Here is a 15,104-nt window from a genome sequence, read left to right as displayed (position 1 = left end):
AGCGCGTGGTCGCCCACCTCAAACGACAGGGACGTCCGCAATATCTCGATGCGGTCACGGCTGCGGACGACGAGGAATTGGGTGGCGGCGATAGCCCGGTCTTCGATCAGGGCGAGTTCGGAGCGCCGGGCGGCGACCTCTACGACCAGGCGGTCGCGGTCGTTCTGCGGGACCGCAAGGCCTCGACCTCCTATATCCAGCGTCGCCTCCAGATCGGCTACAACCGGGCCGCGTCCCTGATGGAGCGGATGGAGAAGGAGGGCATCGTCGGACCCGCCAACCATGCTGGCAAGCGCGAGATCCTGCTCGAGACGGCCGACGCGGGCGAGGATTGACACTCCGCGCAGGGCGGTCCGGTGCGGCCATCGATTCGCCACACCGAGCGCTGAGGGAGAATGGTTTGGCCCGCCTGCCGATCCCCGCGGCAGGCAACGAACGGGGCCGTAGCGAGTTTTCACACCGCCGCAGCTTTGCGCCGACAGGCGGCGCCCGCAGCTGTGGACCGGGAGATGTTTGATGCGTGTGTCCAGGCCAGCGATCCTGACGGCAGCGATCCTTGGCGCCTGTAGTCTGACAGTGGTTCAGGCCGAACCGATCGTCTCGTCGGAGGTCCTGTTCCAGGCACCAAGGATCGGCTCGGATACGGCATCGCACGCGAGCTTCACTCTCTCGGCTGCGCCCCCGTCGCCTTCCTTCGAACCGCGCCGGCAACCTGCCCCTGTCCAGACGATTGCGGAGGACAACGGCCCGGAGCCGGTTGTCTTGCGGGCTGCCGTAGAGGGCGAAGATTCGAAACCCGCAAGGCAGGAACTCTCGGCGATGGCGGGCGACGGTGTCGCGCCATCGCACGAGGCTCCGGCGCCGACCTTGCCGGTTCCGCCCCTGCCTCCGCCCGCGCCGCCCCGGACCCAGATCGCGACGGCGTTACCGGTCGCCGCTCCGGTCAACATCACGCCTGCCGCGGCGACGCCCCGCCGCCCAGCCCCCAAGGTGGAAAATCTGAGTGACGCGGAGATTATCGCCCGCGCAAATCAGTTCTTTATGGATCTCGGCGCGACGACTGCGGAGTTCACGCAGATCGGCGGTGATGGGCGCCGGATGACGGGAACGCTTTACCTGCAGCGGCCCGGGCGACTGCGCTTCCAGTATGACCGGCCCGCGACGATCGAGATCATTGCCGACGGCAATTCCGTCGCGGTCAAGGATCGCAAGCTCGACACGCAGGATATCTATCCGATCTGGCAGACGCCGCTGAAATTCCTCCTGCGCGAAAAGGTCAATCTCGGTCAGGACATCCGAGTGACCGGGATCTGGAACGACGGCGACGCCGTGCGCATCCAGCTCGAGGATCGTTCGACGCTCGGCGGCACGTCGAAGATCATGCTGTTCTTCGATCCTAAAGTCGAAAAGCTGACCCAGTGGCGCATCACCGACCCGCAAGGATTCCAGACGATCGTCATGCTCAGCAATGTCGAGCGCGTCGTGTCGTTCGACAGCGCACTCTTCATCATCAATTATCACGCGAGATCCGGCGGCGGAAATCGCTGACGATTCGAAGCACGTAATCAGATCCCTGATTACCGACGTTTCGTTCGGTGTGCGCAACATCTGGCATCGATCGCGCGCGACGCGCTGCGAACGGGTCGAAACGGTGCGTCTGACGTTTCGATTGGGCCGGACACTTTCCCCAGCACGCAAAACATCGTAGCCACGGCGCTCCCGCACTCTCTGGTTCTGCCGTGAAGCTCAAGATCTCGACCTGGAACATCAATTCCGTTCGTCTGCGCCTCGCGCAGGTGGGCCGGTTTCTGACAGAGGCCCGTCCGGACGTTCTGTGCCTGCAGGAGACGAAATGTCCCAACGACCGTTTTCCTTTGAAAGACCTGCAGGCCTTCGGCTATCCGCACGTCGTCCATACCGGCCAGAAGGGCTATAACGGCGTCGCAATCCTGTCGCGCCTGCCCTTTGCCAACTCGGAAAGTCTCAGCATGTGCGGACGCACGGACGCGCGGCACATCTCCGTCACGCTCGGACACGAAGCAAACGCCGCTTCAGGCGTGACGATTCACAATTTCTACGTGCCGGCGGGTGGCGATATTCCCGATCCCAAACTGAACGAGAAATTCGCGCACAAGCTCCAATTTCTGGCGGAGTTGCGGGAATGGGGCGGCCGCGGACGGCCCGCCAGGTCTCCGGCCATTCTCGTGGGTGATCTCAATATCGCGCCGCTCGAGCATGATGTCTGGAGCCACAAGCAGCTCCTCGATGTCGTCAGCCACACGCCCGTCGAGACCGAAGCGCTCGAAAAGTTGCGGAAGGAAGCGGGCTGGACCGATGGAATGCGTCATCTCCGGCCGGAACCGGAAAAGATCTATTCCTGGTGGAGCTACCGCTCGCCCGATTGGGCGGCCGCCGACAAAGGCCGCCGTCTCGACCACGTCTGGGTATCGGAGAGCCTCACGCCCGCTCTGCAGGACATCGAGGTGACGCGCGAGACGCGCGGCTGGGAGCGCCCCTCGGATCATGTGCCCGTGACGGCGACGTTGGAGTTGTAAAGGCGGTTAGGGCTGCTCACCTGCTGTTGCTGATGGGGTGAAGCAATCCGGGAGCGCGTCCGTCGACGGGTAGATTGCTTAGCTGCGCTCGCAATGAGGGTGAGGCGTCGGAACGGGCTGTGCATCACGCCGGTGGCTCGCCATGACAGAAGTGCGATGGGGTGGGCAGTGCATCACGCTTCCGGCTTGCAATGGCGGAAGTGGGTCCGGCGTCAGTCCGTTTCCGGTGTTGCCCCTCGCGCACTCACGCCCTCTTCGTCATTGCGAACGAAGTGAAGCAATCTACCCGTCGACGGATTGTTTGCCTCGCCCGCGGCATGCAACGACGGTCGGACTTCCACCTCCCGTAGCAAACACAAGAAAGCCGGCTAACGAACCGAGTCCGCCCCTGGGATACTCTCATAATCAACCGCGACCAGAGAATCCCGGACTCCCTCCAGTCCCTGCATCAGCTGCCCGAGCTCCTCCGCGAGGATGTCGCGCATTGCGACAGCGGCAGCGGGGAATTCCTCGAGAACCCGTCTCATCAGGCTCGGTGAAATGCGAATGACACCGGAGGGTTCCCGAGCTGTCGCGGTCGCCGCGCGCCGGATGCGCGTAAACAGCGCGGTTTGCCCGATCAGGCAAGCCGGTCCGGCGAGATATGTTGCCGGCGAACCATCGTCTCGGGCGTCGAGCGCGATCAGGCCGCGGCTCACCACATAGCCGCCATCGGACCGGTCACCTTTCCGGAAGAGCGTATCGCCCGCCCGCAATGGCCTGCTGTCGGCCGCGAAGGCCACGAGGCGGAGGGCGTCGCGGTCGAGCAGGTTGAACAGCGGCGCCTCGGACAGAATTGCGATGTCGTCGTCGAGAGCCATCTCAGGGCAGCAGCTTGTAGCCGCCTGTCTCCGTCACGAGAATGCGCGCGTTCGAAGGGTCGGCTTCGATTTTCTGGCGAAGGCGGTAGATGTGGGTTTCGAGCGTGTGGGTCGTGACCTGGGAATTGTAACCCCAGACCTCGGCGAGAAGAATTTCACGACCCACGACTTTCTGCCCGGCCCGGTAGAGATATCGGAGGATCGCAGTCTCCTTCTCGGTCAGCTTCAGCTTCGATCCTCGATCCGTCGTCAGAAGCTTGGAACCTGGGCGAAACGTGTAAGGCCCAATCTGGAAGATTGCGTCTTCGCTGGCCTCGTATTGGCGCAATTGCGCTCGGATGCGCGCGAGCAGAACCGCGAACTTGAACGGCTTGGTCACATAGTCGTTCGCGCCGGCCTCGAGGCCCTGCACAGTATCGGTATCGGATCCCTGCGCGGTCAGCATGATGATCGGCGAGCGAAATCCGCTCTCGCGCATGATCCTCACGGTCTCCCGGCCATCCATGTCCGGCAACCCGACATCCATGATGGCGAGGTCGATCCGGTCATGGCGGATGGCGGAAATGGCTTCCGCGGCAGTGCCGGCCATCGTGACGGTAAACTCGTCGTAGAGGGAGAGCTGCTCGCTGAGAGTGTCGCGCAGGTCCCGGTCGTCATCGACCACGAGGAGGCGGCTCGCATTTGACATCGTCACCTCTTCAACCCTGGAATCCCGGCGCAGGGTTAGAGTATCTATCCCCTCCTTGACAACAAGAGGCGCGCCGTTTCCCTCCACCACGATGACGCGCCGCTTTCTCGATCGCATCACCGTCTTCCCCTCTGTCCTGGACCGCCGCCGCGGCCGCTTGGTCGCAGGATCCATCGTCGTGCCCTGCGCGCTCGGGCGAACCGGTCAGACCCGGACGAAGCGCGAGGGCGACGGAGCGACGCCGGTCGGCTCCTTTGCCTTGGGCCAGGTCTTCTACCGGTCCGATCAGCTTTCGCGGCCGCGAACCGGGCTGCCCCTCCGGGCCACGCGGCAATCGGACGGCTGGTGCGATGATCCCGGCGACCGCCGCTACAACCGCCGCGTCACTCTGCCTGTGCCCTCGAGCCATGAGATGCTCTGGCGGGAGGACCGGGTCTACGACGTAGTCGTGGATATCGCCTGGAACCGTGGCCCCATCCGCCGTGGGCGCGGCAGCGCCATTTTTCTTCATCTCGCGCGCCCTGGCTTCGAGCCGACTGCCGGCTGCGTCGCCGTCGATCGGGCAGTGATCGCTCGCCTTCTTGCAGCCATCGGCCCGCGCACGCGGATCGTCATTCACGGCTGAGAGCACCTTCAGCCGCGAGGTCCGAAGATCGCGCTGCCGACGCGCACATGCGTCGCGCCGAGCTGAATGGCCGCTTCGAAGTCGGCGCTCATCCCCATCGAGAGGCGGGGCAAGCGGTTCCGCCGCGCGATGTCTCGAAGAAAAGCGAAATGGGGCGAGGGCGGATCTTCGGCTGGCGGGATGCACATGAGGCCTTCGACTTCCAGGCCCCAGCGGTTGCTGCAGGCAGCGAGGAATTCATCAACCTCGGTCGGACGGACTCCCGACTTTTGCGGTTCCTCACCCGTGTTGACCTGCACGAAAAGCCGCGGCTTGCGCCCCGAGCGCGCCAACTCCTTCGGGATTTCGCGAGCCAAAGCCTCGGCGAGCGAAGGCCGGTCCAGGGACTGGATCACGTCGAATGTCTGCACCGCCTGGCCGGCCTTGTTGGACTGCAACGGGCCGATCAGATGCAGCTCGATTCCGGAAAACTCCTCGCGGAGCCCCGCCCATTTCGCGCGAGCCTCCTGGACGTAGTTCTCGCCGAATACCCTCTGTCCTGCAGCGAGGACGGGTCGGATCACGTCGGCGGAACAGGTCTTTGAGACGGCAATGAGCGTGATCTCCGCAGCATCCCGCCCACAATCGGCGGCTGCTCGCGCGATGGCGGCACGCACGTCTTCGAGCCGAGTTGCAGGAGATCCATCCACGATCCTGTTCCTTTTATCTGTCATTGAAGCTGCACTCTTCACGTCCCGCGTCGCTGCTGGCCAAGCCCCGTTTTGCGCGATCAGGCCCGGAACTCCTGCGTGTTAACGCGCTGAAGAGATCGTCCTCGTAAGCAGAGGACGAGGCGACACGTTGACCGCGTGGTCCGCCTGTGTCCTAGTCCGCGCCGACCTGCGGGCGCAAGCCGCGCCCGTCCCCCTTCCGAAACGATGAATGAGACGATGAGGCCCGAGCGTTACAACGCCAAGGAAGCCGAGCCGAAATGGCAGAGGACCTGGACCGAGCGCGATCTGTTCAGGACCCGCAACGAGGATGATCGGCCGAAATACTACGTGCTCGAGATGTTCCCCTACCCGTCGGGGCGCATCCATATGGGGCACGTGCGGAACTACACGATGGGGGATGTGGTCGCGCGCTATCGCCGCGCGAAGGGCTTCAACGTCCTTCATCCCATGGGATGGGACGCCTTCGGGATGCCGGCCGAGAATGCGGCGATGAAGAACAAGGTCCACCCCAAGGAGTGGACCTACGCGAACATCGCCACCATGCGCAGCCAGCTGAAGTCGATGGGGCTCGCCATCGATTGGAGCCGGGAGCTCGCGACCTGCGATCCCTCCTATTATGCGCAGCAGCAGCGCATGTTCATTGATTTCCTGGAGGCGGGACTCGTCGACCGGAAGACCGCAAAGGTGAACTGGGACCCAGTCGATCAGACGGTGCTCGCCAACGAGCAGGTGATCGACGGCCGCGGCTGGCGCTCCGGCGCACTCGTGGAGCAGCGCGAGCTCACGCAGTGGTTCTTCAAGATCACAGATTTCGCGCAGGAGCTTCTCGACGCGCTCGATCAGCTCGACCGCTGGCCCGAGAAAGTGCGCCTGATGCAGCGCAACTGGATCGGCCGGTCAGAGGGTCTGGTGGTGCGGTTCGCCCTTGATCCGGCCACGACCCCCGGTGGAGAGACAGATCTCGAGATCTATACCACGCGGCCCGATACGCTGTTCGGCGCCCGCTTCATGGCGCTCGCCCCGGATCACCCCTTGTCGAAGGCCGCGGCAGCGCAGAACCCGGCCCTCGCAGCCTTCATCGAAGAGTGCAAGCACACCGGAACCGCCCTGGAGGCGATTGAGAAGGCCGAGAAGAATGGCTTCGATACCGGGATCCGTGCGGTGCACCCATTCGATCCGTCATGGGAACTCCCCGTGTACGTCGCGAACTTCATCCTGATGGACTACGGGACGGGCGCGATCTTTGGGTGCCCGGCGCACGACCAGCGCGACCTCGATTTCGTCAACAGCATCGGTCTCGGCAACACGCCCGTCGTGTGCCCGCCGGATGCGGACCCCGCGACCTTCACGATCACCGACACGGCCTATGACGGCGAAGGCCGGATGATCAATTCGCGCTTCCTCGACGGCATGACCGTGGAAGCCGCGAAGGAAGAAGTCGCACGGCGGTTGGAGAGCGAAACGCGCGGTGGGCGTCCCGCTGCGGAGCGCAAGGTCAATTTCCGGCTCCGGGACTGGGGCATCTCGCGCCAGCGCTACTGGGGCTGCCCCATCCCTGTCATCCATTGCGAGTCCTGCGGGATCGTGCCGGTTCCGCGGGAATCACTGCCCGTCACCCTGCCCGATGACGTAACCTTCGATGTCCCCGGCAATCCGCTCGACCGCCACCCGACCTGGAAGCACGTGGACTGTCCCCAGTGCGGCCGGCCGGCGCGGCGCGAAACGGACACCATGGACACCTTCGTGGACTCGTCCTGGTATTTCGCCCGGTTCACGGACCCGCATCGGACCGAGAGCCCGACCGACCGCGCGGTCGTCGACCGCTGGCTGCCCGTCGACCAGTATATCGGCGGGATCGAGCATGCGATCCTGCATCTCCTCTACTCGCGCTTCTTCACGCGCGCGATGCGGGTGACCGGACATGCGGGAATGTCCGAGCCGTTCGCCGGCCTCTTCACGCAAGGCATGGTCGTGCACGAGACCTATCGTGACGCCAAGGGCTCCTGGGTGATGCCGGTCGATGTCCGGATCGAGAGTGAAGGCGGCACCCGGCATGCATTCCACGTGGAGACGGGCGAGCCCATCGAGATCGGTTCGATCGAGAAGATGTCGAAGTCGAAGCTCAACACCGTCGACCCGGATGACATCATCGCGTCCTACGGCGCCGATACCGCGCGCTGGTTCATGCTGTCGGACTCGCCTCCGGAACGCGACGTCATCTGGACCGAGGAAGGTGTTCAGGGCGCGGCCCGCTTCGTGCAGCGGGTCTGGAGGCTGGTCGGCGACCTCGCCGAGGCAGCGAGTTTGAACGCGAGCGGCGAAGGTTCGGACGGATCCGTCTCGCTCGCCATCCGCAAGGCGGCCCATCGTGCCGTGGCGGCGGTCGAGGACGATGTGGAGCGACTGCGGTTCAACCGCTGCGTGGCTCACATCTACGAGCTGGCCAATACGTTGCAGGATCTCCTGGCGCGCGCAAAGGCATCGCCTGACCCGGGAGCCGGGTCGGCCTTCCGAGAGGCCGGGCAGATCTTCGTGCAGCTCCTTGCCCCGATGATGCCCCATCTCGCGGAGGAGTGCTGGCAATCCCTGCATCTCCCGGGCCTTGCCGCCGAGGCACCCTGGCCGTTGGTCGACCGGAGCCTCCTCGTGGAGGAAGCCATCACGCTTCCGGTTCAGGTGAACGGCAAGAAGCGGGCCGATGTCACCGTAGCCCGCGATGCCGATCAGGCCGCCATCGAGGCTGCCGTCCTCTCGCTCGAGGCCGTGCAGCGCGCCATGGAGGGGCGGCCGCCGCGCAAGATCATCGTCGTTCCCCAGAGGATCGTGAATGTCGTCGCCTGACCGTCCCCTGCCCTCGCGCCGCTCGGTGTTGCGCACGCTCACCGTAACTGGCGTGGGGCTTCCGCTCGGAGCCTGCTTTCGCCCGCTCTATGGCCCGACGGCCTCCGGCGAGCGGCTCGATGACGTGATGGCCACGGTCGACGTGGCGCCGATCGTCGTCTCGCAGCCGGCCTATGATCGGTTCGGGCACTATCTCCGCAACGAGCTGATCTTTGCCCTGAATGGATCCGGCCGGCCGATGGCGAAACGGTATCGCTTGACGGTCAATTATGATCAGCAGGTGCAATCCCCGATCATCAACACCGTCACGGGACGCGCAGAGACGGCCAATGTGACGGGTACCGCGAACTACGCGCTCGTGAGCCTTGCGGACAACAAGCCTATCACGAGCGGCAAAGCGATAGGCCACGTATCGTATGATCGGAGTCCGCAGCGCTTCGCGACCGTGCGGGCGGCCCGGGATGCGGAGATCCGGCTCGCTAAAGTGCTCTCGGACCAGCTCCGCACCAGGCTCGCGACCGCAATGGCGACGCGCGCCTGAGGGCAATGGTCGCCGTTCGCCCTCAGGATGTCGCGGCCGCCCTGCGCCGGCCCGATCCGCGCGTCATCGTCTTCCTGTTCTACGGCCCCGATGTGGGGCTCGTAAGCGAGCGCGCGAAAGCGCTGGCCGAGCAGAGCGTCGCAGATGCCTCCGATCCGTTCCAGCTCGTCCGCATCGATGCCGAAGTGCTGGCCGGCGATCCGGGCCGGCTTGTCGACGAGGCCGGAACAATCGGCCTGTTCGGCGGAAGGCGGTCCATCTGGATCAAGGGATCCGGGCGCAACATCGCGCCTTCCGTCCAGGCGCTGATCGAGGTCGCGCCGCAGGATGCGATCGTCGTGATCGAAGGCGGCGATCTTGCACGTTCAGCTCCGTTGCGCACGCTCTGCGAGCGGTCGCCGCGGGCCCTTGCCCTCCCCTGCTATGCCGATGACGGGCGCAACCTCGAGGAGGTGGTGGTCGAGACGCTCCGGGAAGGCGGATTTTCGCTATCAAGGGATGCCCGTGCCGCTCTCGTGGCCCAGCTCGGAGGCGACCGTCTGGCGACGCGCGGCGAACTCGCGAAGCTGATGCTCTATGCTCATGGCCAAGCCGAGATCACCATCGAGGATGTGGACGCGGTCATGAGCGACACCTCCGCGCTCGTCACCGACATGGTCGTCGATGCCGCGTTCTGCGGGGATGCGGGAACGCTCGAGACCGGGCTGCGGCGCTTGGCTGCCGAGGGCTCTGCCCCAGCGGTTTACCTCGGCAGCGCCCTCCGGCACGGCATCGGGCTCCTCGGCGCCTCCGGGGATGTGAAGCGCGGGCGCAGCGTCGACTCCGTCGTCGAGACGTGGCGCGGCCTGCATTTCAAGCGCAAGGCTGCCGCCAAGCGCCAGCTCCAGCGCTGGTCCCCGGGTGAGCTGAAATCCGCCGTCGCGCTGTTGCAGGACAGCGTCCTGCAGACGAGGCGCCAGAGCGACCTCGGCCATGTCATCGCCGGGCGCGTGCTGCTCGACATCGCACGCGTCGCGCAGAGGCCGAGGGGTACGCGCCGGTGAGGTGAGGCGGGAGGTGTTGGGCCAGCCGCTCGTTTTCGGAGAGCGCACCGCCAACACCCCTCACCCGCCCTTTCGGGGCGACCTTCCCCATAATGGGCGAGGTGAAGAGGGCGCAGCGCTCAGATCACTTTTGGGTTCGTTCTGCCAAATTGGGCCGACCTCTCACACAAGAGGCGAGGTGACATGCGAGCTGCGCCGGCTTCGTGAGGGAGGCGGCGCCGGTCGAGAGGGTGTCTGCGAATGCCTCACCCTGCCGGATTGAGCCGCCGGCACAGCGCGTCGAGCTGCTCGAGCGTCGAATAGTGGATCCGCAATTCGCCGCCTTGGCCTTTATGGGCGATCCCAACTCTCAGACCGAGAACATCCTCGAGAGCCTTTTCCAGAGCCCGTGTGTCGGGGTCCTTTTCGGCGCTTTTCTTGCGCGGTGCTGCCTCGGCCTTGCTGTCGCGACGTCCTGCGTCGTCCTGCGCGATCTCCTCGACCTGACGGACACTGAGGCCCTCGTCCACGATCCTCTTGGCAACCGTGATGGGCTCCTTCACGGCCAGGAGCGCACGGCCATGTCCGGCGCTGATCTGCCGGTTGACGAGCAGGGTCTGGATCGGGTCCGGCAGATCAGTCAGCCGCATCATGTTCGCGATGTGGCTGCGGCTCTTGCCGATCACTTTCGCCAACGCCTCCTGCGTATAGGCGAATTCCTGCATGAGCCGTGAATAGCCGTTGGCCTCCTCGATGGGATTCAGGTCGGATCGCTGGACGTTCTCGAGGATCGCGAATTCAAGCGAGGTGCGATCGTCGATTTCAACGATCACGACCGGAACCTCATGCAGGCCCGCATCCTGGGCGGCTCGCCAGCGCCGCTCCCCCGCGACGATCTCGAAGGCATCGGGTAGATTCTGGATGGGGCGGACGACGATCGGCTGGATCAGGCCGCGCTCCCGGATCGACGCTGCGAGTTGCTGGAGTTCCTCGGCCGGGTAGTGCTTGCGAGGATTGCGCGGGTTCGGCTTCAGGAATTCGATGGGCACGCGCCGCTGCCCGCGTCCTCGGTCGACGACGGCTGTCTCGTCGCCGAAATCGCCGATGAGGGCCGCCAGGCCGCGCCCGAGGCGTGGCTTTGTCGCTTCTTCTGCCATTCTTGGTTCCTCGTGTTTGGAATTTTCAAGCCGCTTTGAGCTTGCGCTCGCGCTGGATGACCTCGGAGGCGAGCTTGAGATACGCTTGGCTGCCTGCGCACTTAAGATCGTAGAGCAGGACCGGCTTGCCATGGGACGGCGCCTCGGAGACTCGGACGTTGCGTGGGATCATCGTGTCATAGACCTTGTTGCCCATGAACTCACGCACGTCTGCGACCACCTGGCTGGCCAGGTTGTTGCGCGGGTCGAACATCGTGAGCACGACGCCGTGGATCGACAGTTTCGGATTGAGGGTTGATCTCACCTGCTCGACGGTCCGGAGCAACTGGGACAGACCCTCGAGCGCGAAGAACTCGCATTGCAGAGGTACGAGGATCGCATCCGAGGCCGCGAGCGCGTTGATCGTCAGGAGATTGAGCGAGGGCGGGCAGTCGATCAGTATATAGGTGAAAGGGTCTTCGCCCGGCCCCGAAACGAGGCGATCGATAGCGTTGCGAAGGCGGTGGGCCCGGTTGCGGTCGTGGGCGATCTCGAGTTCGACCCCAAGCAAGTCGAGAGTCGACGGCGCGACCGACAGGCGGGGAACCGCCGTGTCGACCACAGCGGCTGCCAGGGGGGAATCGCCCGTGAGCACATTGTAGGTCGAAACCCGGCGGTTCCTGCGATCGATGCCGAGTCCCGTAGAAGCGTTGCCCTGCGGATCGAGATCGAGGACGAGAACTTTCTCGCCGATGGCGGCGAGCGCCGTCCCGAGATTGATGGCCGTGGTGGTCTTGCCGACGCCGCCCTTCTGGTTGGCGAGTGCAAGAATCCGCGGGTTTCGCGAGCCCGTTCTCGCGAGAGGCTCACTGGATTGTATGTTCATGATTGGCTCGCAAGGTCGGCAATCCGAAGAATTCGCGCCTGAGAATCGGTGCGACTCGGAATGGCCTCATAATGGAATCTCCACGATCGTTGCGCCTCGGTCAATTCGCTCGTGGCCTCCCTCCCCTTCAGGAACAGTCCGATTGCACCTTTTGTCAGCACGGGGCCGCTCCATGCCAGGAGTTGGGTGAGCGGCGCGAGAGCGCGGGCCGTGACGATGTCGACCTGCCCCACAAAGGGACCGACCAGGTTCTCGATTCGACCCTCATGAATCTGAGCCGGCGCACCGGTCGCACGCGCGGCATGGCGCAGGAAGGCGCATTTTCGAGAGTTGCTTTCGACCAGGTGCACCCGCGAACCGGATGGCGCCGCGATCGCGGTGACGAGTCCGGGAAACCCTGCGCCGGAGCCGAGATCCAGCCAGGTCTGCGGGGCGTCGGGGACGAGCGCAAGAAGCTGAAGAGAGTCTGCGATGTGACGGGTCCAGACCGCATCGAGCGTTCCCGGTCCGACGAGATTCTTGATGCTCTGCCAGCGGCGGAGTTCGGTGACGAGGATGCGAAGCCGGTCCATTGTTTCACGTGAAACATCGAACCCCTTTAGCGCTTCCTCGCCCGCGGGGAGGGCGGGGGCCGTCACGGTTTGCCACCCACGTTCTGATCTCTTCCAGAAAGCGAAAAACAGCGCTTCACCTCTACCCTCGAGAGAGGAACCGCCCGTGCAAACGCGCGGGCGAAGAGGGATCCCCCCTTCCTTCTCTGCGGAGCGCAGCTTCGTGCCGTGCTTATGAGCCTCGCACTGCCTCCCTCATCCGGATGCTTCGCGTCTAACCCCTCGCTTCGGTGGGACCGGTGATGTGCGCGCGGCTGCTCCCTTTGCTCTTCCCCAATGGGCGAGGCCGCGCGCGTCAGCGAGCGCGTGAGGGGAAAAACGCAATAATCCCTTGGTCGAGTGCCACGAGATGCCGTGCTTGCAATACCGACGCTGCCACCCTGATCTGCAGCCTCGGGGCGGTCTTTCACTTGGTAGGAGAGGCAGAGCTTCACCTCTCCCCTGGACGGAGAGGTCGGACGCGAAGCGTCCGGGTGAGAGGGGAAACGCTGCGTTACTCTTTTTGGGCGCGAGAGCGGCACAGTGCTTGCCACCTTAGCGAAGCCACCCTCACCCGCCGCCCTCCGGGCGTCGACCTCTCCCGCCAAGAGAGAGGTGAGAGGGAGGGAGCCACTAAACCGGATCATGAAAGCACCGGCTCCTCCGCCGCGCGAGAACCGGCACGTTCACGCTGGCCAATCGCCATCCGACGCCGTGCGTGGGCGGCGAGCAGCGTGATCGCAGCAGGAGTGATTCCTTCGATCCGCGCGGCCTGACCGAGCGTCGTCGGCTGGACGGCGGCCAGCTTGCTGCGGAGCTCCTGCGAAAGTCCGGACAGGGTCGCATAGTCAATGGTCTCGTCGAGAAGGATCGCTTCGTCCCGTTTGAAAGCCGCGACGTCCGCGCGCTGGCGATCCATATAGACGGCATACTGGGCATCGCTGCTTAGGCGGTCGGCAATGGACGTCTCGACGTCGAGCATCTCGGGCCAGATCCGGGCGAGAGCAGCCCAGTCGAGATCCGGATAGGACAAGAGCTGGAATGCACTCCTGCGGAGACCATCCTGATTGAGAGACAGGCCGTGCCGAGCGGCCTCCTGGGGCGTGACAGTCCAGCCCTGCAGATTCCGGCGCGCGCCCTCGAGCCGGGCGAGAGTTTCTCGGAACATCCGCTCGCGCGCTTGGCCGACGCAACCGGCGGCGAGACCGAGCGGAGTCAGGCGCTCGTCTGCGTTGTCGATGCGGAGGCTCAGCCGGAACTCCGAGCGGGAGGTGAACATGCGATAGGGCTCGGTGACGCCTTTCGTGACCAAGTCGTCGATCAGCACGCCAAGGTACGATGTGGTCCGATCGAAGACGACGCCATCGTTGCCGCTTGCCCGCAAAGCCGCATTCAACCCAGCTACGAGACCCTGAGCAGCCGCTTCTTCGTATCCGGTCGTGCCGTTGATCTGGCCTGCCAGGTAGAGGCCCCCGAGCGCACGCGTCTCAAGGGTCGGGTGAAGCTGGCGTGGGTCGATATAGTCGTATTCGACCGCATAACCGGGGCGCAGCATCCGTGCGTGCTCAAGGCCGGGAATCAGGCGAACGATCTCGGTCTGGATCTCTTCCGGCAATGACATCGAAATGCCGTTCGGATAGACCGTCGCGTCATCGAGCCCTTCCGGTTCGAGGAAGATCTGATGGCTGTCCCGGTCCGCGAAGCGGACTACCTTGTCCTCGACGGAAGGGCAGTAGCGGGGTCCTCGGCCCGTGATGTTTCCCGAATACATCGGTGCCCGGTGAAGATTCGCACGGATGAGATCGTGAATCCGGGGCAGGGTCCGGGTGATGCCGCACTCGATCTGCGGCGTCACGATCCGGGAGGTCAGGCTTGAGAACGGGACGGGGTCGCGATCCGCGGGTTGTTTTTCGACGCCGGCCCAATCGATCGTTCGCCCGTCGAGACGGGGAGGGGTTCCCGTCTTGAGACGCCCGAGCCCGAAACCGAGGCGTTCGAGAGTCGTGGACAGGCCCAGCGCGGGCTTCTCGCCGACGCGACCGGCCGGGATCTTCCGTTCACCAATATGAATCAGACCGCGTAGAAAGGTGCCGGTCGTCAGGACGATGGCTGCCGCCGTAAGTTCGCGACCGTCGGTGAGCACGAGGCCGGTAACGCGGTTGTCATGGCTCCGGAGATCGTCGACCTCTCCCTCAATGATCGAGAGGTTTGCGGTTGCGGAGAGTTCAGCCTGGATGGCGCGCGCGTAAAGCTTGCGATCGGCTTGTGTCCGAGGGCCGCGAACGGCCGGACCCTTTCGCCGATTCAGGAGCCGGAATTGGATCCCGGCAGCGTCGGCAGCCCGGCCCATGATGCCGTCGAGAGCATCAATCTCCCGCACAAGATGTCCCTTGCCGAGACCGCCGATGGCGGGGTTGCACGACATGGCTCCGATCGTGTCGCGGCGATGCGTGACCAGCGCAATTCTTGCGCCGGCCCTGGCGGCCGCGGCTGCGGCCTCTGCGCCCGCATGTCCGCCTCCGACCACCACAACGTCGAAGCTCATCAACTCGGTGCCCGGCGAATGTTTCACGTGAAACATCTCGTTGCTCACACACTATCCTCAGGAAGTTGACCACCGACTCACAGGTTTTTGCCGCTCGGCAGC

14 protein-coding genes are annotated in these 15,104 nt (G+C 64.5%); 7 read left to right on the top strand and 7 right to left on the bottom strand.

The features are described from left to right. The 3 genes from BN1233_RS01400 to xth all read left to right on the top strand — a co-directional run. The coding region (locus tag BN1233_RS01400) for a DNA translocase FtsK (RefSeq protein ID WP_046861713.1) at window positions 1-335 on the top strand (335 nt) is incomplete at its 5' end. Between the two features lie 181 nt (window positions 336-516). Next, window positions 517-1,548: a LolA family protein gene (locus tag BN1233_RS01395; protein ID WP_052763661.1), complete on the top strand. Its 1,032-nt coding sequence runs from the start codon at window positions 517-519 to the stop codon at window positions 1,546-1,548. A 191-nt stretch (window positions 1,549-1,739) separates the two neighbouring features. After that, complete coding sequence (gene xth / locus BN1233_RS01390) at window positions 1,740-2,555, top strand: exodeoxyribonuclease III (RefSeq protein ID WP_046861712.1); 816 nt, start codon at window positions 1,740-1,742, stop codon at window positions 2,553-2,555. A gap of 368 nt (window positions 2,556-2,923) precedes the next feature. Here the strand turns inward: xth and BN1233_RS01385 are convergent, their stop codons facing one another. After that, window positions 2,924-3,415, bottom strand: a complete 492-nt coding sequence (locus BN1233_RS01385) for a cyclic nucleotide-binding domain-containing protein (RefSeq protein WP_046861711.1) — start codon at window positions 3,413-3,415, stop codon at window positions 2,924-2,926. 1 nt (window position 3,416) lies between these two features. Beyond that, the gene (locus tag BN1233_RS01380; protein ID WP_046861710.1) at window positions 3,417-4,103 is read right to left on the bottom strand and encodes a response regulator transcription factor; all 687 of its coding nucleotides are present in this window, start codon (window positions 4,101-4,103) and stop codon (window positions 3,417-3,419) included. Window positions 4,104-4,194: 91 nt separating this feature from the next. Between BN1233_RS01380 and BN1233_RS01375 the strand changes: the two genes are divergently transcribed. Next, window positions 4,195-4,728, top strand: a complete 534-nt coding sequence (locus BN1233_RS01375; RefSeq protein WP_046861709.1) for a L,D-transpeptidase family protein — start codon at window positions 4,195-4,197, stop codon at window positions 4,726-4,728. 8 nt (window positions 4,729-4,736) lie between these two features. On the opposite strand, the gene BN1233_RS01370 is transcribed toward BN1233_RS01375, so the two are convergent. Continuing rightward, window positions 4,737-5,417, bottom strand: a complete 681-nt coding sequence (locus BN1233_RS01370) for a YggS family pyridoxal phosphate-dependent enzyme (protein WP_244470869.1) — start codon at window positions 5,415-5,417, stop codon at window positions 4,737-4,739. Between the two features lie 228 nt (window positions 5,418-5,645). Here BN1233_RS01370 and leuS point away from each other — a divergent pair, with 228 nt between their 5' ends. From leuS to holA, 3 genes are read left to right on the top strand one after another with little or no spacing between them, the layout of a single operon-like run. After that, window positions 5,646-8,282, top strand: coding sequence for a leucine--tRNA ligase (gene leuS / locus BN1233_RS01365; RefSeq protein ID WP_425311667.1), 2,637 nt, complete (start codon window positions 5,646-5,648; stop codon window positions 8,280-8,282). Next, window positions 8,269-8,823, top strand: a complete 555-nt coding sequence (lptE, locus tag BN1233_RS01360; RefSeq protein ID WP_046861707.1) for an LPS assembly lipoprotein LptE — start codon at window positions 8,269-8,271, stop codon at window positions 8,821-8,823. Before leuS ends, lptE begins: the two co-directional genes overlap by 14 nt. Window positions 8,824-8,828: 5 nt before the next feature. Further along, window positions 8,829-9,866, top strand: a complete 1,038-nt coding sequence (holA, locus tag BN1233_RS01355) for a DNA polymerase III subunit delta (RefSeq protein WP_046861706.1) — start codon at window positions 8,829-8,831, stop codon at window positions 9,864-9,866. A 245-nt stretch (window positions 9,867-10,111) separates the two neighbouring features. Here the strand turns inward: holA and BN1233_RS01350 are convergent, their stop codons facing one another. From BN1233_RS01350 to mnmG, 4 genes are all read right to left on the bottom strand, one after another. Continuing rightward, window positions 10,112-11,002 carry a ParB/RepB/Spo0J family partition protein gene (locus BN1233_RS01350; protein ID WP_046861705.1) on the bottom strand — a complete coding sequence of 297 codons (891 nt, stop codon included), beginning with the start codon at window positions 11,000-11,002 and terminating at the stop codon, window positions 10,112-10,114. A 25-nt stretch (window positions 11,003-11,027) separates the two neighbouring features. Further along, entirely contained in the window at window positions 11,028-11,867 is an 840-nt protein-coding gene (locus BN1233_RS01345; RefSeq protein ID WP_046861704.1) for a ParA family protein, read from the bottom strand. After that, complete coding sequence (gene rsmG / locus BN1233_RS01340) at window positions 11,864-12,439, bottom strand: 16S rRNA (guanine(527)-N(7))-methyltransferase RsmG (protein ID WP_046861703.1); 576 nt, start codon at window positions 12,437-12,439, stop codon at window positions 11,864-11,866. Before rsmG ends, BN1233_RS01345 begins: the two co-directional genes overlap by 4 nt. A 661-nt stretch (window positions 12,440-13,100) precedes the next feature. Beyond that, window positions 13,101-15,002, bottom strand: a complete 1,902-nt coding sequence (gene mnmG / locus BN1233_RS01335; RefSeq protein WP_046862342.1) for a tRNA uridine-5-carboxymethylaminomethyl(34) synthesis enzyme MnmG — start codon at window positions 15,000-15,002, stop codon at window positions 13,101-13,103. Window positions 15,003-15,104: the final 102 nt, after the last annotated feature.

Source organism: Microvirga massiliensis, from assembly GCF_001006805.1.
In the GTDB taxonomy this organism is placed as follows: domain Bacteria; phylum Pseudomonadota; class Alphaproteobacteria; order Rhizobiales; family Beijerinckiaceae; genus Microvirga; species Microvirga massiliensis.
Note: the sequence above shows the minus strand (reverse complement) of the source record. Positions and strands in the feature narration are given on the sequence as shown.